The 18065-nt window shown below is 69.2% G+C and carries 16 protein-coding genes; 9 read left to right on the top strand and 7 right to left on the bottom strand.

Going from position 1 to position 18065, the window contains the following annotated elements:
• Positions 1-30: 30 nt before the first annotated feature.
• From ABZX37_RS35515 to ABZX37_RS35505, 3 genes are read right to left on the bottom strand one after another with little or no spacing between them, the layout of a single operon-like run.
• On the bottom strand, positions 31-876 hold the full coding sequence (locus ABZX37_RS35515) for a sugar phosphate isomerase/epimerase family protein (RefSeq protein WP_354747098.1): 846 nt from the start codon (positions 874-876) through the stop codon (positions 31-33).
• On the bottom strand, positions 873-1673 hold the full coding sequence (locus tag ABZX37_RS35510; RefSeq protein WP_354747096.1) for an SDR family NAD(P)-dependent oxidoreductase: 801 nt from the start codon (positions 1671-1673) through the stop codon (positions 873-875). The genes ABZX37_RS35515 and ABZX37_RS35510 overlap by 4 nt, the downstream gene beginning before the upstream one ends.
• Entirely contained in the window at positions 1666-2445 is a 780-nt protein-coding gene (locus ABZX37_RS35505; RefSeq protein ID WP_354747094.1) for an alpha/beta fold hydrolase, read from the bottom strand. The genes ABZX37_RS35510 and ABZX37_RS35505 overlap by 8 nt, the downstream gene beginning before the upstream one ends.
• A 110-nt stretch (positions 2446-2555) precedes the next feature.
• On the opposite strand from ABZX37_RS35505, the gene ABZX37_RS35500 reads away from it, so the two are divergent.
• Positions 2556-3461: a LysR family transcriptional regulator gene (locus ABZX37_RS35500; protein ID WP_354747092.1), complete on the top strand. Its 906-nt coding sequence runs from the start codon at positions 2556-2558 to the stop codon at positions 3459-3461.
• Positions 3462-3756: 295 nt separating this feature from the next.
• Here ABZX37_RS35500 and ABZX37_RS35495 read toward each other — a convergent pair whose 3' ends face one another.
• Positions 3757-4665 carry a LysR family transcriptional regulator gene (locus ABZX37_RS35495; RefSeq protein ID WP_354747090.1) on the bottom strand — a complete coding sequence of 303 codons (909 nt, stop codon included), beginning with the start codon at positions 4663-4665 and terminating at the stop codon, positions 3757-3759.
• A gap of 115 nt (positions 4666-4780) precedes the next feature.
• On the opposite strand from ABZX37_RS35495, the gene ABZX37_RS35490 reads away from it, so the two are divergent.
• From ABZX37_RS35490 to ABZX37_RS35465, 6 genes are all read left to right on the top strand, one after another.
• A complete protein-coding gene (locus tag ABZX37_RS35490; protein ID WP_354747088.1) occupies positions 4781-5650 on the top strand; it encodes an alpha/beta fold hydrolase in 870 nt (289 codons plus the stop codon).
• Complete coding sequence (locus ABZX37_RS35485) at positions 5647-7035, top strand: MFS transporter (RefSeq protein ID WP_354747086.1); 1389 nt, start codon at positions 5647-5649, stop codon at positions 7033-7035. The genes ABZX37_RS35490 and ABZX37_RS35485 overlap by 4 nt, the downstream gene beginning before the upstream one ends.
• Positions 7036-7988: 953 nt before the next feature.
• Positions 7989-8774, top strand: coding sequence for a hypothetical protein (locus ABZX37_RS35480; RefSeq protein WP_354747084.1), 786 nt, complete (start codon positions 7989-7991; stop codon positions 8772-8774).
• Between the two features lie 60 nt (positions 8775-8834).
• Positions 8835-10544, top strand: coding sequence for a fatty acyl-AMP ligase (locus ABZX37_RS35475; RefSeq protein ID WP_354747082.1), 1710 nt, complete (start codon positions 8835-8837; stop codon positions 10542-10544).
• A 24-nt stretch (positions 10545-10568) separates the two neighbouring features.
• Entirely contained in the window at positions 10569-10841 is a 273-nt protein-coding gene (locus ABZX37_RS35470; RefSeq protein ID WP_354747080.1) for an acyl carrier protein, read from the top strand.
• A gap of 7 nt (positions 10842-10848) precedes the next feature.
• Complete coding sequence (locus ABZX37_RS35465) at positions 10849-11649, top strand: hypothetical protein (RefSeq protein WP_354747078.1); 801 nt, start codon at positions 10849-10851, stop codon at positions 11647-11649.
• Between the two features lie 4 nt (positions 11650-11653).
• Here the strand turns inward: ABZX37_RS35465 and ABZX37_RS35460 are convergent, their stop codons facing one another.
• Genes ABZX37_RS35460 through ABZX37_RS35450 form a run of 3 tightly spaced genes read right to left on the bottom strand, consistent with a single transcriptional unit; the run spans position 11654 to position 14559 of the window.
• Positions 11654-12628 carry an amidohydrolase family protein gene (locus tag ABZX37_RS35460; RefSeq protein WP_354747077.1) on the bottom strand — a complete coding sequence of 325 codons (975 nt, stop codon included), beginning with the start codon at positions 12626-12628 and terminating at the stop codon, positions 11654-11656.
• Entirely contained in the window at positions 12628-13890 is a 1263-nt protein-coding gene (locus ABZX37_RS35455; protein ID WP_354747075.1) for an MFS transporter, read from the bottom strand. The genes ABZX37_RS35460 and ABZX37_RS35455 overlap by 1 nt, the downstream gene beginning before the upstream one ends.
• Positions 13891-13938: 48 nt before the next feature.
• Entirely contained in the window at positions 13939-14559 is a 621-nt protein-coding gene (locus tag ABZX37_RS35450; RefSeq protein ID WP_354747073.1) for a hypothetical protein, read from the bottom strand.
• Positions 14560-14652: 93 nt separating this feature from the next.
• Between ABZX37_RS35450 and ABZX37_RS35445 the strand changes: the two genes are divergently transcribed.
• Positions 14653-17190 carry a xanthine dehydrogenase family protein molybdopterin-binding subunit gene (locus ABZX37_RS35445; protein WP_354747071.1) on the top strand — a complete coding sequence of 846 codons (2538 nt, stop codon included), beginning with the start codon at positions 14653-14655 and terminating at the stop codon, positions 17188-17190.
• On the top strand, positions 17187-18056 hold the full coding sequence (locus tag ABZX37_RS35440) for an FAD binding domain-containing protein (protein WP_354747069.1): 870 nt from the start codon (positions 17187-17189) through the stop codon (positions 18054-18056). Before ABZX37_RS35445 ends, ABZX37_RS35440 begins: the two co-directional genes overlap by 4 nt.
• Positions 18057-18065 lie beyond the last annotated feature (9 nt).

Here is an 18065-nt window from a genome sequence, read left to right as displayed (position 1 = left end):
TGTGGACCTCCTTGTCCGGTAACGGGAAGCTCAGTGCAGCAGGCCCCACTCGCGGAGCTGGGCAGCGTTGTGGCGCAGGGCCGCGACGGGCGGGCGGTCCAGGCTCATGTCCTCGACCGAAACCCAGCCGGGGTAGCCGCGCCGGTCGATGAGGCCGAGCACCTGGGGGACGTCGACTTCGCCGTCCTCGAGCGGGGTCCACCCGGCTTGCCAGCCGCCGCCCGGCGAGCGGAAGTGCGCGGCGTTCTTCAAGTGCACGTGCCCGAGGTAGTCGCCGAGCAGGTCGAGCGCGATCTCGTGCGCCTCGTAGCCTTCGAAGACGAGATTGCCGAGGTCGTAGATGACCCCGACGTGCGCGGGGTCGAAGCGGGACACCACGCGGTGCGCGAGCGAGGCGCTGGGGCAAATGGTGTTGTGGTGGATCTCCAGCAGCGCGCGGATTCCCGCCGCTCTCGCGGCGGTTTCGATTTCCCCGAAGAACGCGACGGTGTGCTCGAACAGGTCCGAATAGCACTTTCCCGTTCGGGAGATCCTTGGCGCCTGCAGCCGAATCTGCGGAGCGCCGGCCGCCTGTGCCAGGTCACACGCGAGCTGGAGCATCCCGGTGTCGCCGACCTCGATGTAGGGCGCCAGGCCGATCACGTCGAGTCCTGCCGCGCGCGTGTCGCGTGCGACCGCCTCCACCGTCGGCACGTCCAACGGGAGGGTGGCGTGGTGGTCGACCAGGTACGGGTGCGCGGGCTTGGGGTCTCGGATGCTGCCGGGGCGCGGCTCGACCCGCCATTCGATCCCGCCGAACCCCGCGGCGCGAACCTGGGCGACGCACTCGGGAATGTCCATTGTGGGCAGGCAGATCGTCGCGACGCCGAACTTCACGGCAGGGCCGGGTGTTCGACGGCGAGCGGGGTCCGGGGGAGCGGGGCGAGCTGCGCGCCGCCGCATACGTGCAGGACCTCGCCGGTGATGAACGACGCCGCGGGCGAGGCCAGGAAGGCGACGGCCTCGGCGACGTCACGGGGTTCCGCCATCCGCGGCATCGGCGTGATGGCCCGGTACTCGGCGGTGAGGCGCCGGATCTGCTCTTCGTCACGGTCGTAGGCGGTGAAGTCGGAGAGGATGAAGCTGGGCGCGACCGCGTTCGCCGTGACGTTGTACTTCGCGAGTTCGGTGGCGAAGGACCGGGTCAACCCGACGAGCCCGGCTTTCATGGCGGTGTAGGCGACCGGCCCGCCGGAAACCCAGTTGCGCGAGGCGATGTTGACCACCGCGCCGCCGCGTTGCGCCTTGAAGAACTCCAGTGCCCTGCTGACGAGGAACGCCGGGCCGCGCAGGTTCACTTCGCTCATGAGGTCCCAGTCGTCCGGGGAAAGCCCGGCGAGCGTGGAGCGGCGGTTCACGGCCGCGTTGTTGACGATGACGTCGATCCGGCCGAAGCGCCTGCCCACGCCCGCGATCAGGTTCTCGATCGACTCGACGGACCCGAGGTCCGCGGCGATGCCGACTGCGGGCGGGGCGAACTTGGCGCGCAGTTCGGCGGCGGTCGCGTCCGCCGCGTCCGCCTTGACGTCGGCCACCACGACGGCGACGCCGTCTTCGAGCAGACGTTCGGCGATGGCGGCGCCCAGCTTTCCCGCGGCTCCGGTGACAATGGCGACACGGCGGGGTTCAGTCATGGTGTGCTTCTTTCTTTTCCGTCCAGGACAGGAACTCGGCGATCGCGGCCACCACCTCGCCGGGGTGCTCGTGGTGCGTCCAATGCCCGCCCGCCACGACCTTGACCGCCGCGTTCGCGAGGAACTCACGGGCCAGGCGGGCGCGTTCGCGGTTCCGGTATATCGCGAGCACCGGTACGGGAAAATCGGCGAAGAACTGTTTCGCCTGAGACTGGAAATGCAGCGCCTCCGCGCCGAAAGCGAAGTCGGCGAACAGGTCGCGGACGGCCTCCGGCGCGGCCTCGACCAGGTCGCCGGTGCGGGGGAGCGCGGGGCACGGCCCGTGGCCGGCGAAGTGTTCCCGGGCGACCGCGACGGGATCCTCGCGCCGGAGCCGCTCGGCGATCCCTTCGATTCGGGCCCGATCCTTGTCGGGAAGCCCGAATGCCGGGTCGATCGCGACCAGACCGGCCACCGATTCCGGCTCCTGCCGGGCAAGGAAGGCAGCCGCCTCGCTGCCCGCGGAGTGGGCGACCAGCACCACGCGGCCGAGACCGAGCCGGTCCGTCAGCGCGCGCAGGTCCGCCGCCACGTGCGGCAGCCGCATGTCCGGCCCCGGCTCGGACTCGCCGTGTCCGCGCAGGTCCACGAGCACGAGGGGAGCGATCCGTTGCAGGCCGGGCAGAACGGGAAGCCAGTCCGAGCGCGAGCGCGCCCAGCCGTGGACGAGCACGAACGTGCACGGAGCCCCCTCCGGCCCTGGCCGCCGCTCGAAAGCCAACTCGACGATCATCGCTTCCTCTCCGTCCGTCTGCTCGCTGGGACGATCCTGAGCGACCAGCAGTTATAGATCAAATGCCGATCGTTCGACCCCGCCATGCCTGAGAGGCATATGCTCAGTTCATGCTGGAGCTGCGCCACCTCGACTACTTCCGCGCTGTCGCCGAGTACGGCTCGATCTCGCGCGCCGCGGCGGCCCTGCACCTCACCCAGCCGACGCTGAGCAGGCAGATCGCCCAGCTGGAGAAGTCGCTCGGGCACCAGCTCTTGCGGCGGACCGCGACCGGCACCGAGCTGACCGCGGTCGGCGAGGGCCTGCGCGAGCACCTGTTGTCCATCTTCGAGCTGGTCGACCGGGTCCCCGAGGTCCTCCAAGCCGCCGCCGGCGCCCGGCGCCTCGTCCACTTGGGAGTCCCGTCGGGGATCCCGGCAGGCTGGATCGAGGCTTACCTGAACACGGTGCGCGAAGCCGCGCCGGAGATCCATTTCGCGATCGTCGAAGCCACCAGCGAGGAGCAGCGCAGGTTGCTGCTGGGCGGTTTGCTGGATCTGAGCCTCGTGCACACCCAGCCGCCCGAGCTCCGCAAGGAACTCCTTTTCCGGCAACGGCTCGGCTGCGTCTTCCGCGAAGGCGCCGGGCCCCGCGACCGGGAGCAGCTCGATGTCGCCGATCTCGACGGGCTGCGCGTCATGGCCCATTCCGCCAAGGGCGAAGAGGTCAGCCTGCGCGCGGCGGCGACCGCGACCGGAACCGAAGTCGACTGGCTGTTCCGCGTGTTCTCCGAGCACAGCGAACTGATCGCCACCAGCTCACAGGTCGACACGGTGCTCATCGGCGCGACGTCCGCCCGGAAGTGGTTCCCCGCCTGGCAATGGATCCCGTTGCGGGCGGAGCGTCCCGAGCACTGGATGCGGACGTGGGCCGCCTGGGCAGGCAACGATCTGAAACACGGCGACGTCTTGCTGGGCTGCCTGCGGGAAACCGCCCGGCGCTACCACGGCGATCCCACCTACGAGTTCATCGGCTGAATGCCTCAGCGAAGCGACTCGTGCGCACAACACCCGCTTCGACACCGTCGATCACCACTCGCTGGCACCCCGCCCCAGAACCCCCACTCCCCGACGAGTTCCAATCTCCCGCACGCACAAACATTGCTGTTCCCCCCCCCACGCCCTGACCACCCACCTGCCCGAACCGAGAAATCGCCCCGGTTTCTGGACTGAGCGATCCGATCGGCCCCCGGGCCGAGCGGATCGGGAGGGAAGAAACCGGATGAAGGCGATTTCTCCGCCGCGACGAAGTCGCGGCCATCAAACACAGCAATTAAACACCGAGCAGTTCATCCAGTCGTCCGCCGACGTCGGGGCAGTTCTGCCGGACCACCGACAGAAAAGCGGCCAGCACCGGCGAGGAATCGGCCGCCCGGAAGGACATCTGCAGATCCGGCAGCCGGAACCGCGGCTCGACGGCGCAGAACCGGAGGTCCTTGCGCGTGATCAGCCGCATCCGTTCCGGACCGAGGCCGACCCCCGCGCAGCAGGCGGCGAGCCCGGCGATCGTGTGGATGTCGCGCGCCAGCGTGGCGCCGTCGAGGACGGCGGGCTCGAACACCGACCTGAGATAGGAACCCGCCGCGTCCGCGCTGACCACGAGCGGTTCGCGGGCGAGCCGCTCGACGTCGACGGACCGTTGCCCGGCGAAGGGGTGTCCCACCGAAACCGCGGCCACCAGGTGGTCGGCGCCGATGGGCACGGTGACCAGTTGCTCCGCGCCGGTGCCCCGGGGGCTGCCCCGGCCCACCGCCACGTCCAGTTCGCCCGCGAGCAACGCCGCGGATCCGGCGGAACTGTCCAGCTCCTGCAAGGTCATCCGGACCTCCGGATGGGTCCTCCGGAACCGGCCGATCACCCCCGGCAGCGGGTCGAGCAGCGCGGATCCGATGAACCCGAGCCGCAGCCTCCCGGTCTCGCCGCGTGCCGCGCGGCCCGCGTCGACGAGCGCGAGGCTCATTTCGGCAAGCGCGCCGCGCGCTCTGGCGAGGAACGCATCCCCCGCGGCAGTGGGGAAAACGCCGCGCGCGGTCCGATCGAAAAGCCGCTCGCCGACTTCCCGCTCAAGCGCGGCGATCTGCGTCGACAACGGCGGCTGGGCGATGCCCAGCGACGCGGCGGCGCGGCCGAAGTGCTGATGCTCAGCGAGGGCCAAGGCGTAACGGAGGTGACGGGCTTCCACGCCATCACTATACGTAGGAAGTATCGCGGAGGCGTTCGTGAGATATCAGGGTGGATAACGTGGCGCGGTGAGTGTGCTCTGGGGAGGTCCCTGATCGACTCTCGAAGGACCCCAAGTGACCCGACCCTCCTCGTCCGAGACCGTCATCCTGCTCGTGCACGGTGCCTGGCATTCCGCGCTGCACTGGACCTCGACGCAGCGCGCGCTCGCGCGGCACGGCCTTGCCAGCGTCGCCGTGGATCTGCCGGGGAGCGGGCTCGACGCGCCTGTCCCCAGCGGGTACTTCCTGCCCGGCCAGCCCGGTTTCGCCAGCGAAAGGTCGGCCCTGCACAACGTCACCATGCAGGACAGCACCGACGTCGTGCTCGATGCGCTCGTCAGCGCCCGCACCCGGTACCGGAACGTCGTCCTGGCCTCCCACAGCGCCGGCGGCGGTGCCGCGTCCGCCGCCGCTGAACAGGCACCGGAGCTCGTCGACCGGCTCGTCTATCTGTCCGCGTTCGTGCCCGGGGGCCGGCCCCGGTTCGCCGACTACATCGGAGCGAAGGAGAACGCGGGCGCGGTCCAGGTCCCGCCGATCGGCGATCCGGCCGAACTGGGCGCGATCCGGATCAACCCGCTTTCCCCCGACCCGGCCGTCGCCGGCGTCATCCGCCGGGCGTTCCTCGACGACCTCCCCGAGGGCAGCCCCGAATCGTGGCGGCAGTTCCTGCACCCCGACCTCCCGTTCGCGAACTTCACCACGCCCGTCCCGGTCTCCGCGGCGCGGTGGGGACGGATCTCCCGCTCCTACGTGCGGCTGGCCGACGACCTCGCCCTGCCGCCCGCGACCCAGGACCTGATGATCGCCGAGGCGGATCGGCTGACGCCGGGGAACCCGTTCCGCGTGCACTCCCTGCCGGGCGGCCATTCGCCGTTCGTGACCCGGCCGGACGAACTGGCGACCACCCTCGTCGCGGCCGCCCTGCACCGGTCCGACCGATGAGCTCGGTGCGTCTTTCGCCGTCGGCTCAACGACTTCTGCTGCCGATCGTCCTGTCCGGCACCTTCGTCCAGTTGTTCAGCGTCACGGTCATGCAGGTGGGTGTGGTCGACGTCCAGCGGGACCTGAGCGCCGGGTCGGCGGAGACTCAGCTGGTCCTCGCCGCCTACACCCTCACCTATGCCTGCTCGCTGATCGTCTCCGCGCGGCTGGGGGACAAGTACGGCTACCGCCGGATGTTCGTCGCGGGGATGGCGTTGTTCACCGCCGCCTCGATCGGGGCCGCCGCCGCGCCGGACGCGTGGGTGCTGATCGCAGGGCGCGCCCTGCAAGGTTTCGGCAGCGGCCTGATGGCGCCCCAGATCCTGTCGATCATCCAGTCGGCTCTGCCCGCGAACCGCCGTCCCGCCGCACTGAGCGCGTTCGGAGGGACAATGGCGGCGGCCTCCCTCGCTGGCCCGGTGCTCGGCGGCGTGCTGACCCAGCTCGATCCGCTGGGACTGGGCTGGCGGGCGGCGATGCTGCTGGTCGTTCCCATCGGGATCGCCGCCCTCGCGCTCTCGCCCGCGCTGCCGTCTGTCCACAGTGAACGCAAGCCTCAGCGGGTCGACCCGGTCGGTGCGACGCTGAGCCTGCTGGGTTTCGCACTGCTGGTGTTCCCGCTGACCATGGGACGCGAGACCGGCTGGCCGCCGTGGACCTGGGCAAGCCTGGCACTGGCCGTGGCGTCGCTGACCGGTTTCGTGATTTCCCAGCGCAGGGCGGCGGAACCGCTTATCCAACCGTCCACATTGGCCGAACCGGCGACGAGGTGGGGACTGGTCGCCGTCCTGGTTTTCAACGCGGGCGTCCCGTCTTTCACCCTGCTGCTGTCGATGCACCTCCAAGGCGCCAAGGGCTGGAGTCCGCTTCAGACAGGCCTGAGCATCACTCCGTACGCCGTCGGAGCACTGGCCGGGAGCCGGATCGCGAACAGCCTGGGCAAGCGGTTCGGTCCCCGTGCGCTCGCCGCTTCCTCGCTTGCGATGGGACTGGTGTCCCTTGCCGTCCCGGTGGTGATCGACCTGCCCTGGCTGTACTGGCTCGCATTGTGCGTCGGCGGAGTCGCGTTCGGGGTTTTCACCGCGTCCGCGTTCACCCAGATCATCGCCAGGGTGCGCCCCGAAGCGGCGGCCTCGGTTTCCGGGCTGCTTCCCACCGCGCAACAACTGGGCGGAACGCTGGGCGTCACGTTCGCCGGTATCGCCTACACCGCCCCGGCCGCGACCGCGGGTGCCGCGTTATGGCACGCGATGACCTACGAGGCGGTGGCATTCGCGGTTGCGGCCCTGTGCGCGGTCGGCGGCCAGCGGGAACGGACGGCCGCAAGGTCTGCTGCGCCTAGCTGAGAGGCCGCGGTTGATGGCGGCAGGCTGTGGTGGCACGTCGGTTCCGTTTCAGCCGCGCGGAGGCAAACGTCGAGCGGGTAATCACCGGCCAGATGGGCAGGGCCGATGTTCTCGCGCAGCGATGTCGGCGGGCACCGCGACGCTCAGGATGCCCATTGAGTAGACAAACTGCGTGGCGGCGGTTCCTCCGGCTCGCACCCCATCCGCTTCGCCCAGCGATTTGCCAGTTCGGGACGTTCTCGAGGATCCGGGTGCCCGCCGCCGCCAGTCCGAGGCGGTCCGGTCGGCACGGCGCACATTCGGGGAGAACTGCGCGGCCGCTGCTCCGGTCGAGGTGCGGCCACTCGGTTGGAGCAGGCCGTGCTCCAAATCGGGCCACCTGCCGGAATATGCCTCGTGAATCCGAGTAAATTACGCGTGTGCGCCCGGGTTTCCCAGCGCGCTCGATCGGGGCGTTCTCCGCGGCGCGATATCTCGCGATCTCGCCGGTGAGCGACGCTCGAAGGGCTCGATCTGATGAATCCGGCCCAGGGTAGGCGAAGCCGGACGACATGGTGCCCGGTAGTCGGCGAGCACTCGGACGGATGCATTTAATGGCATTCGTGGTAGCGGTCTTTCCCTGCCCCTCTCTCGCGCGGGACCATGGTTAAGCGCGGCGCTGAGGTGTGTGCGGGGCAAAATCGCTGAGAGGTGTCGTCATGAAATAGGCTCTGCGAACATCGCGCGTCGCGCCGAGCGCGGATTCGTTGTTGGCACCAAGTTTATTGCGCTGGATTCGCCTCGGCTCAGCGAGCCGGGCCAGGCGAACGCGGGAATATTCCGTTCGAAGTGTTCTGCTTTTCGAGGTGCGAAGGCCTGTGTCCGCGTCGCGAACGGCTATGCCCTGCCGTCCAGCGGCGCCTGAAACGGCCGAGCCCTTTTCACCCGTCGTAAACCGTGGACAAGGAGCAGTCATGACCGAGATCAGCCAATCCCGATTAGGCCTGGAGGCCATGGAGATCGCGCTGTGGCAGACGTCGATCCCCGAACTGGACGTCTCCGCGCTCCAGGACTTCGACCCGGACGGCAACGCCCAGGGAGTCGGCAACAAAGCCGCGGGGGACAACAGCTTGCTGCCCGACCTGGGACCGCTGGTGAAGTTCGGCTCGTGGGAGTCAGTCGGCAGCACCATCGTGCACCGGGCGGTGACGCTCAGCGGCTTCAACCCGGGAAGCGAGAAATTCGACCCGGTCGCCTGGGCCGCTTTTCTGCAGAAATTCTCCACGATTCCGTTCTTCCTGACGTACACCTTCGACAACCGGGACGCGTCCATCAGCAAGACGTCGTTGAAAAAGGCGGTCGACGCGGTGGCGGACCTGGTGCAGAACATCATGACGCCGGAGAACTTCCAAGGCATCGTGACGACCATCCAGAAGATCGGGCAGCTGGCGCTCGAGAACGAGGGGAGAAAACAGAAGAACTCCAACCAGCAGGTCGGGGTCCTGTCACGGCATGAAAGCACGCTTTACCTCGGAGCCGTCCGGACCGCGGTGGAGATGGAGTACAAATCGGGCAAGGGGTACGAGCAGCTGAATCAGTCTATTTACGTCTACCGCGGTTACGGCGTGCTCGACTTCGAGAAGTGCAAGCGCCACGCGGACACGCTGCTCAAATGGGACGGCCAGGACGTGGACGAATGGGAGAAGGACACGGCCAGCTCCCCGATGCCGCCCAACGAGAGCCCCGCTTGGACCCACTGAGCCGGTCCCGCGCTCCCGGGGCCGCTGTCCCGGGAGCCCGCCACCCCTGGAAGGGGCCCCATGGTGTTCCCGCACTCGCCGCCTCGCGACGGAGCGACGGTCTCGACCTTCGCGCAGGTCCTCGTCGAGAACCTCAGCGATCCGGACGGCGGCTTCACCTTCGCCGAAGAGGACGGGCGCGAGCACTTCGTGAGCTGGCCGGAGCTGTCGCGGGAAGCTCTCCGCCGGGGGCGGCGACTGCTCGGGAGCGGCCTGCGCAAAGGGGAGCGCATCGCGCTCGTCGTCCCCGGGCAGCGGGAGTTCGTCCTCTCCTTCCTGGGCGCGGTCTCGGTGGGCGTCGTCCCGGTCCCGATGTCCCCGCCCATGGGCATCGGCAAGTTCGAGGCGTACTGCGAGGACGCCGCTCACATCGTCCGCGCGGCGGGAGCACGGGTCCTCCTGATGCCCAGGAGCCTGGCGGACCCGCTCTCGCACGCGGTCGAGGGCCTGCGAGTGGCCGACCCGGAGGAGTTTTTCGCCGAACCGCTGCCGGGCAGCGTGCCTGAGCCCGAGGCGATCCTCCCCGAGGACGTGATGTTCTTGCAGTTCACCTCGGGGAGCACGGCGGCGCCCAAAGGGGTGCGGGTCACGCACGCCAGCGCGCTCGCCAACTGCGCGGCCATCGTCGGCGCCCTTCGCCTCGAACGCCGGCGAGACCGCGGCGTGAGCTGGTTGCCGATGTACCACGACATGGGGCTGGTCGGCTTCGTGCTGGCGCCGCTGCTGGCGCGCTGCCCGGTGAGCTTCCTCCCGACGCTGCGCTTCGCGCTCTCGCCGAGGCTCTGGCTGGAAACGGTCAGCCGGCACCGTGCGACCGTGACCTTCGCACCCAATTTCGGACTGGCGTTGGCCGTCAAGCACACCCCGGCCGACGAGGTGCGGCGGCTGGATCTGTCCTGCCTGCGAGTCGTGGGTTGCGGTGCCGAGCCCAACCACCCCGAAACGCTGCGGTCCTTCGCGACCCGCTTCGCGGCGGCGGGATTGCGGCCGGGGGCGGTGGTGCCGTGTTACGGCATGGCGGAGGCGACGCTCGCGATCTCGTTCGGCGAGATCGGAATCCCGTTCGCTCCGGACGTCATCCAGCAGGAGCCTTATTACGGGAGCGGCCTCGCGCGGCCCGCCTCGGCGGACTCCGGGGAGCAGGTGGCGTTCGTGCCCTGCGGACGCGCGGTCGCGGGCCATCGAATTCTCGTCGTGGACGACGACGGGAATCCGCTCCCGGAGCGGCACGTCGGCGAGGTGGTCTTCCAAGGGCCGAGCGTGGCGGCGGGGTATCACGGCGACGCCGAGGCGACCCGGCGGAGCTTCACGCCGCACGGATTGCGCACCGGGGATTGCGGTTACCTGGCGGACGGCGTCCTCTACGTGACGAGCCGCAAGAAGGACCTGCTCATCGTCAACGGGCGCAATCACGACCCCCAGACAGTGGAGTGGGCCGCCGCCGAGGTGCCCGGCTTGCGCAAGGGCAACGTGGTGGCTTTCACCCGGCCCGGGCGGACGACCGAGGAGGTCGTGATCGTCGCCGAACTTCGCGGGGGCGACGCCGCCGCGGCGGCACGGCGGGTCCGCAGCCGCGTCCAGACGACGCTGTCCCTGACCGTGGCCGAGGTTCTCCTGGTGGCGCCCGGAGAACTGCCCAAGACCTCCAGCGGCAAGGTCCGGCGGAGCAAGACCCGGCAGCACTATCTCCAGGGAGCTCTCCATCGCGGAGCGGTTTCCCCGGCGACCTGAGCACACCCGTCGAAAGGAACGAGAATGGACACCCGGCTGCCTCCTCCGGAGCGAGCACAGCTGTACGCCCTGATCCGCGAGAAGCTGGAACTCAGCGGAGCGGAGCTCGACGACACCACTGCGGTGCGGGAGTTGCCCGGGGTCGACTCCGTGAAGCTCCTCAGCCTGGTGGGCGCGGTCGAGCTGGGCTTCCAGGTCAACCTGGGCTTCGAAGCGATCCCCTTGGTGCGGACGGTGCACGACATCGAGCAGTTGGTCTGCGATTCGCGCGAGCAGTACGCCACGCGAGCTTCGTGAGCCGGCCGTGCGCATTTCGGGCGAAGAGCAGTCACGGCGGGAAGCGTTCGAGATCGCCCTGTGGGCGGAGGGCAGGCCGGAGCTTTCGATCGAGGAGCTAGCGAAGCTTGGGCTGGGCGCCGACGACGGCCACGACCAGGAGAAAGGGGTCGGCAATACATACGGCGGGGACGACAGCGGGATGCCCGGCCTCGGGCCGCTGGCGCCCTTCGGCTCGTGGCAGTCCGTGGCCGCCACCATCATGCGCAAAACCGCGGACTCCGCCCGCTTCGACCAGTTGTCCACGGTATTCGATCTTTATCGGTGGATCGTCTTCGGAAACCAGTTCACCACGATGCCGTTCCTCGTCGACGTCACGGGCGACAGCCGCAGCGTGTCCATCTCGTCGCTCTCCCTGGCACCGGCGATCTCCGCGGTGACCGAACTGGTCGGAGGGCTGGTCACGCCGGACACGCTCACCGGCATCGTCAACTCCATCAAGAAGATCGGCCAGCTGGCGGTCGAGAACAAGGGGCTGCGGGAGAAGAACAGCAACGTGCATCAGGGAGTCCTGACCGTGGTGAACGGAGACCTGCGCCTCGGGCGGCTCCAGACCACGGTGCAGATGGAGTACAAGACAGGCAAGGGATACCAGCAGCTCAACCAGCGCCTCACCGTGAGCCGCTTTTTCGGGCGTCTCGACTACGGTCTCTGCCTTCGGAACTCCGAAATTCTGCTCGCTTGGGACCGCCAAGACGTCCATGACTGGGCGAAAGGCACCTCGAGTTCTCCCTATCCGCCCAACACGAGTCCCGCGTGGGGCAATTGAGCGCTCACTCTCCCCGGTCCGGCGCGGTTCCCAGCCGACGGGCGGCGAGGGGAAACAGATCCAACGCGCGTCGCCGGACCTTCGCGGCCTCCGCTGCGGTCAGTGCCGCACAGTGCTGGAGACTGTGCCGATTCTTCTCGGCGGTGTCCACTGTTGTGCAGGGCGCGCCCCAGTCGCTGCCGTACACGATGCGGTCGGCTCCCAGGGTCGCCGCCGCGGGCAGAAGCGAGCTCGGGAAGGCCGTCGCGGCGGTGTCGACGTAGATGGTTTCCAGTTGGTCTTCGAGGTCGCGGGCCGGCAGTCCGTGCGGCACCCAGGATTCGTTCCCGAGCAAGGAGACCCGGCCGGCAAGCGCGGGGAATGCCCCGCCGCAGTGGGCGAATACGAACTTGATGCCGGGGAACTGCGCGAAGACCTTCCGGAACAGCATGTCGAAGACTGTTCTGGCGGTCTCGAAGGCCACTTCGTACAGCGGTGCCGGGTGATCCAAGGTCGGGGGCCGCCGGGCGTCCGGGTGGACGAAGACGACGGAGCCCCAGGCGTTGAGCTGTTCCCAGAGCGGGAGGAGGGCCTCGTCGCCGAGGTGGGCGCCGTGGTAATTCGCGGTGACCGCGAATCCGTCGGCGCCGAGCAGCTCTCTTCCGCGGACGGCCTCGTCCAGCGCGGCGGCCGGGTCGTCGGTCGGCAGGGCGGCCAGCAGACCGAACCGGGAGGGATGGCGGGTCACGATCGCCGCGCCGTAGTCGTTGGAAGCGCGCAACGTGGCCAGGGTGCCGGGAATGTTGCTCAGGAACTGCATCGCCGTGCCTGAGCGGTCCAGGTAGTCCAGTGTCCGGTCCAAGGACCATGCGAACGGCTCGGGGAGGTAAATTCCCCGGCTGAGCATCGCTTGCCAGGCTCGGCGTGCTTGGTCTTCGGTTGCCGGGAGGGTGAAGTGCGCGTGGATGTCGATGTATCCGTCGCGCGGGAGCGAAGTCATCAATTCTCCGATTCTTGGCCGCTCGGGTTCTTGGCGCCGAATCGGACGCGTCGCAGGCCGGCGAAATACCCGAGGGCGGACAGCAGGCTGATCGCGGCCGAGACGCCGAAGACGGCACGGAAGCCGAACGGTCCGCTCGCGAGGGGACCGAGCAGCAGCGGGGCGGCGAAGTTTCCCAGCGGGAACAACGCGTAGATCCAGGACGTGGCGCGGCCGAGCGCGGCGGCTGTGACCGCTTCGCTGGCCAGGGTGGGGACGGCCGGCATGACCAGACCGATCCCGACGCCGATGAGCGCCGAGCCGAACAGCAGGAGCAAAGGTCCGGCGGCCAGGGACAGCAGCGCGAATCCGGCTGCGGGCAAGGCAAGGGCGAGCACGAGGATCGTGCGGGGTCGAAGGCGTGCTTGGAGCCGGCCGTAAACCATGCCGACAACGGCCGCGGGACCAGTCGCCGCGGCGAGGAATCCGGCCACCGCGAGCGGATCGGACACGCCGAGCTGGCTCAGCCGCTGAGGCAAGAACGCCACGAGGGCATACAGCAGCACGGCGACGACGAAGATCAGCGCATACAACCAGAGGAGGACGGGGGCTTCGCGGATCACCGATCGCATGCGCACGGCATCGGCCGGTCGTCCGGAGAGCTCGGAGCTGTCGCGCCGGGTGTCCGGAACCAGCCAGACCGCCGCCGCGGCGAGCGGCAGCGCTATCAGGTACAGGAGAAACGGGCCGCGCCAGCCGATGTCGAGTCCGCCGACGATTCCGGCCAGCAGCGGCCACAGCACCTGGCCGACGTTCCCGATCCCGGACTGGTAACCCATGACGGTGGCCCGGTCCCTGCCGTGCCGGAGGGTGAGCATGCCTACCGTGTAGGCGACGGTCATGACGCCGACGGCCACGCCGAACAGCGCCCGGATCAGCAGAAGCAGCGGGTAGTTCCCGGACAGGGCTCCCAGTCCGCCGAACACGCCGTAGGCGACGAGTGCCGCGGCGAGCAGCCGTTTCGTGCCGATCCGGTCGACCAGCGTCCCGGCCACGGGGGCGCAGGCGGCGATCAGCAGGCCGTGCATCGCGATGACCAGGCCTGCCTGGCCGGGGGAGAGGCGGAATTCGTCGCGGATCATGACCACGACCGGACCGAGCACGGCCCCGGCTTCGGCGCCGAGCGCCGCGCTCGCGAGGAGCACGATCAGCGCGGCCGAGTTTCGGACCGGCGGGCGGATCCTGTGCGAAGGGGTGGTTCCGATGGCGGGTTCTGCGTCCATTGCTGATTCCTTCGACTGCGCTGTCGTGGGAACGGACTTCGGAAAGGCTTAGCGGACGCCGTCCTCGAAAAGCTTCAGCCCTTCCTCGATCTCCGACAGCGGGCTTTCGGCCAGATAGGGGGCCAGGATGGCGCGGGCCTGCTCGGGGGTGGTCAGCGCGGAGGCGTCCACTTCGTCCACGCGCCAGCTGCCGAAGTCCTCGTAGATGAACTCGCCGTACAGCCGTCCGTCGCGATAGGGCCATGCGGCGGCGAAATTGTGCGACACCTGATAGGTGCGCTGCGGGTCGGCGCCCTCGTCGGCGAGCGCGGGGTCGTCCCCGCGCAGGATCTGCGCGAAGACGGCTTCGATGAAGATGCCGTAATCGGAGACGGCGACTTCTTCTTCCAGCGCACCGAAAACGTTATTGCTTTCGCCGACGACCTTCGAGTAGAAGCCGCGGACTTCCGCCATGCCCTCGCAGACCGTGGTCTGCCCGCGTTCGCTGATCCGGTACAACGGATCGTCGACGATCATGGCGGGAACGAGAATGTCTTCCCAGAAGCCGGACACCTCCAGCAACGCGTGCCGGCGGTAATTCTTCAGCAGGTGCCGGTGCCGGGGATTCTCGACGCGGGCGAGTGCGGCGTCGACTCCGGACGGGACGCTGCGAACGTCGAACAGTTTCACGACGGCTGGTCTCCTTGTGTTTCGCGAAGTGCCGGGTGCCGGCACGGAATGCTCACGCGGCGACCGGTCCGCGGACAACGCCATGTCCATTGAATGAACGACCAGCAGGCCGCGGCGGGGATCTCCGCCGTCGCTGGCGCGAACCGGATCACGCTGTCGCCCAACGGATCGACCGCTGCCCGGCCGGGGCCTAGCGTGCGTCGGCGACGGATGTCCGGAATGGCGGGTCGCCGAGACCCGCCCGCGGAGGTGGGAATGCAGGCCACGGGAAAGTCGGTGGGTCGCCCGGTTCGCAAGCACGACGGCGCGGACTACCTGACCGCGCGTGCGACTTATACCGGCGACATCATGCTGCCGGGCACGGTCTACGCCGCGTTGGTGCGCGCGCCGCTCGCGCACGCGCTGATCCGGTCCGTCGGGACAGCGGCGGCGAAAAGCGCTCCCGGCGTGCTCGCGGTGGTCACCGGCGAAGACCTGGCCCCGTGGTGCGACGAGATCCCGCACGGCCTGGACGCGGGCCTGCTCGGGGGACACCACAGCGCCGTGTTCCCGTTGGCGGTCGGGAGGGTCGTCTACGCGGGCGAACCGGTGGCCGCGGTGGTCGCGACCTCGGCGGCGGACGCCCGCGCGGCCTGTTTGCGCGTCGAGGTGGACTACGAACCGCTGCCGGTCGTGCTCGACGTGGAGTCCGCGCTCGCCGCGGACGCCCCGCTCCTCTATCCGGACTGGGGCGAAAACGTCCTCATCGAAGGCGAGGTCGGAACCGGCGACTTCGCCGAAGCAGCGCGCGGTGCCGCGCAGGTGCTCGAAGGCGAACTGCGCACTCACCGCGGCACGGCGGCGCCGATGGAGCCACGCACCTACCTGGCCGATTGGGACGCCGAAGGCCGCCAACTGACCCTCTACGCGGCTACGCAGAACCCCCACGTGCTTCGGACAGTGCTCGCCGCGTCGATGCGGCTGCCCGAGGAACGCGTCCGCGTGATCGCGCCCAAGGTGGGCGGTTCGTTCGGGCTGAAGATGTACGGCAGCCGGGAAGATTTCCTCGCACCGGTTCTCTCGCGGATGGTCGGCAGGCCGGTCAGCTGGCGGGAGGAACGCGCGGCGTCCTTGCTGCCGGGCGCCCGCGAACAAGTGCTGTCTTACCGGGTGGCTTTCGCCGACGACGGACGCCTGCTCGCCCTCGACGTCGAAGCGCTCGCCGACCACGGTGCCGCTGCGCCGACGCACGGCTGGGGGATGGCGTACGTCGGCGCGCTCTCGACGGGGCTTGGTTACGTGATTCCGCACTGCCAGGTGCGTTATCGGGTGGTGGTCACCAACAAGGCGCCGTGGAGCGGAACGAAACCGTTCGGCAAAGACAGCGCGACGTTGCTGCTGGAACGCATCATGGAACGGGTCGCGTCCGCGACCGGCATCGACGCGATCACGGTGCGGCGGCGCAACTTCGTCCCCGCGGACGCGTTCCCGTACCGGCATCCGTCAGGTCTGGAACTCGACAGCGGCGACTACCGTGCCGCCCTCGACAAGACGCTGGAAATCCTTTCCTGCCACCAGCTGCGCGCTGAGCAGGCACGGCTGCGGGAAGACGGCCGCTTCCTCGGCATCGGCATCGGCTTCGAGCTGATGCCGGAAAGCGCCGACATCCCCGGCGCCTTCGTCGCGGCGTACGACACCTCGACGGTCCGGATGAGCCCGTCCGGCCGGGTGTCGGTGCTCACCGGAGTCACCAGTCCCGGTACCGGCAGCGACACGGGCATCTGCCAGCTCGTCGCGGACGAACTGGGCGTCGGGCTGGACGCCGTCTCCGTGGTGCAAGGCGACACCGACAGCTGCCCTTACGGCTTCGGCAACATCTCGAGCCGTTCCTTGGTCACGGGCGGCAACGCCGCGGTGCTCGCCGCTCGCGATGTGGCAGGCAAGATCCGCACGGCTGCTCGTCTGCTGCTGGGAGCGCGGCCCGGGGACGAGGTGCTGGTCGAGGACGGCGTCGCACGGCTCGCTCGCGATTCGTCCCGCAGCGTCTCGGTGGCCGAGGTCGCCAGCGCCGTTTACACCCGCTCCTACCTGCTGCAGCTGGATTTCGAGCCGCACCTGGAGTCGACCCGCACGTACCGGCCCGGCAACATCCGCGAGGTGCCTGACGCGCTCGGCAGGATGCAGACCTACACGACCTATCCCTACGCGGTGCACGCTTCGGTCGTCGAGGTCGACCCCGAAACCGGGATCGTCACGCTGCTGCGCCACGTGGCGACGCACGACTGCGGCACCGTGATCAATCCCTTGATGGTCGACGGGCAGGTCACCGGCGGCGTCGTGATGGGCCTAGGCGCGGCCTTCAGCGAAGAACTTCTCTTTGACGACAACGGGATCCCGCTCACGACGGGTTTCAAGACCTACCTGCTCCCGCGAGCGGCCGACGTGCCGCGGGTCGAACTCGGCCATCTGTGCACGCCGGCGCCGGGAACCCCGCTCGGCGCGAAGGGCGTCGGCGAAGCCGGGTTCTCCGGGGCGCTCGCAGCGGCGTTCAACGCGGTCAACGACGCGATCGCGCCGCTGGGGGCCGCGCTCGACCGCACGCCGCTCAGCCCGGTCGCGATCCTGCGCGCGCTTAAGGAGGCGCGGCGATGATCCCGGCTCGTTTCGACTACTTCGCGCCGCGAACCGTGGCCGATCTGGTGGCCGCGCTGGACGGCGAGAGCCGGCTGCTGGCCGGGGGCACCTGGGTGGTGCCGGAGATGGAACGGGCCGAGTCGCGCCCGCGACGCGTCGTCGACCTCCGCCACGCCGGTCTCGCGACGATCTCGGTCGAGCGTTCCCAACTGGGTCTCGGCGCGATGTGCACCTACCGCGATCTTCTTGCCAGCGAGGACGTCGCTCTCCACGCGCCGCTTCTGCGCACCATGGCAGCCGGGGTGACCGGCGGAGCCGCACTGCGAAACCAGGCCACCATCGGCGGTTCCGTCGCGGCTGCCCGGCCGCAGTCCGACGTTCCCGGGGCGCTCGTCGCTCTTCGCGCGAACGCGGTCGTCGCAGGTCCCGGGGGAGCACGCCGGGTGCCGGTCGCGGAGCTGTTCCTCGGTGCCGGGCGAATCGCGCTAGCCGCCTCCGAGGTGATCACCGGTTTCGAGGTGCCGTCTTCGCGTGGTTACGCGCATGGCTACGTGAAGGTGAAGCGGGGCGGCAGTTCCTGGCCCATCGCGACCGCCGCGGTGCTTCTGCGTCTCGACGGTTCGGGCCGCTGCGAGGACGTGCGGCTCGTCCTGGGCGGGGTTGAGCCGGTGCCGCTCACGGTTGAGCTCACCGAGCTGCTCGGGCGTCCGCTCGGCGATGAGGAACTGGACGCGGCCGCGGCGCAAGCGTCAGCCGCGATTTCCGTTCCCTGGACCGACGTGCTCGCCCCCGGGGAATACCGCGCGGCGGTCGCGGGCCCGGTGGCCCGCAGGGCGCTCGCGATGGCCCTGGCGCACATCGGCGAAACACAAACTGGGCACTGAGAGGAAACG

The sequence above is a fragment of the Amycolatopsis sp. NPDC004079 genome (assembly GCF_040610415.1).
Classification (GTDB): Bacteria; Actinomycetota; Actinomycetes; order Mycobacteriales; family Pseudonocardiaceae; genus Amycolatopsis; species Amycolatopsis halotolerans.
This window is presented reverse-complemented; position numbering and strand designations above follow the sequence as displayed.

Excerpts from the sequence above, each read along its gene's own strand:
- ABZX37_RS35470 (WP_354747080.1), top strand. The coding sequence starts at position 10,569 with ATGGACACCCGGCTGCCTCCTCCGGAGCGAGCACAGCTGTACGCCCTG.
- ABZX37_RS35460 (WP_354747077.1), bottom strand. The coding sequence starts at position 12,628 with ATGACTTCGCTCCCGCGCGACGGATACATCGACATCCACGCGCACTTC.
- ABZX37_RS35455 (WP_354747075.1), bottom strand. The coding sequence starts at position 13,890 with ATGGACGCAGAACCCGCCATCGGAACCACCCCTTCGCACAGGATCCGC.
- ABZX37_RS35500 (WP_354747092.1), top strand. The coding sequence starts at position 2,556 with ATGCTGGAGCTGCGCCACCTCGACTACTTCCGCGCTGTCGCCGAGTAC.
- ABZX37_RS35505 (WP_354747094.1), bottom strand. The coding sequence starts at position 2,445 with ATGATCGTCGAGTTGGCTTTCGAGCGGCGGCCAGGGCCGGAGGGGGCT.
- ABZX37_RS35445 (WP_354747071.1), top strand. The coding sequence starts at position 14,653 with ATGAACGACCAGCAGGCCGCGGCGGGGATCTCCGCCGTCGCTGGCGCG.
- ABZX37_RS35480 (WP_354747084.1), top strand. The coding sequence starts at position 7,989 with ATGACCGAGATCAGCCAATCCCGATTAGGCCTGGAGGCCATGGAGATC.
- ABZX37_RS35475 (WP_354747082.1), top strand. The coding sequence starts at position 8,835 with ATGGTGTTCCCGCACTCGCCGCCTCGCGACGGAGCGACGGTCTCGACC.
- ABZX37_RS35440 (WP_354747069.1), top strand. The coding sequence starts at position 17,187 with ATGATCCCGGCTCGTTTCGACTACTTCGCGCCGCGAACCGTGGCCGAT.
- ABZX37_RS35510 (WP_354747096.1), bottom strand. The coding sequence starts at position 1,673 with ATGACTGAACCCCGCCGTGTCGCCATTGTCACCGGAGCCGCGGGAAAG.
- ABZX37_RS35485 (WP_354747086.1), top strand. The coding sequence starts at position 5,647 with ATGAGCTCGGTGCGTCTTTCGCCGTCGGCTCAACGACTTCTGCTGCCG.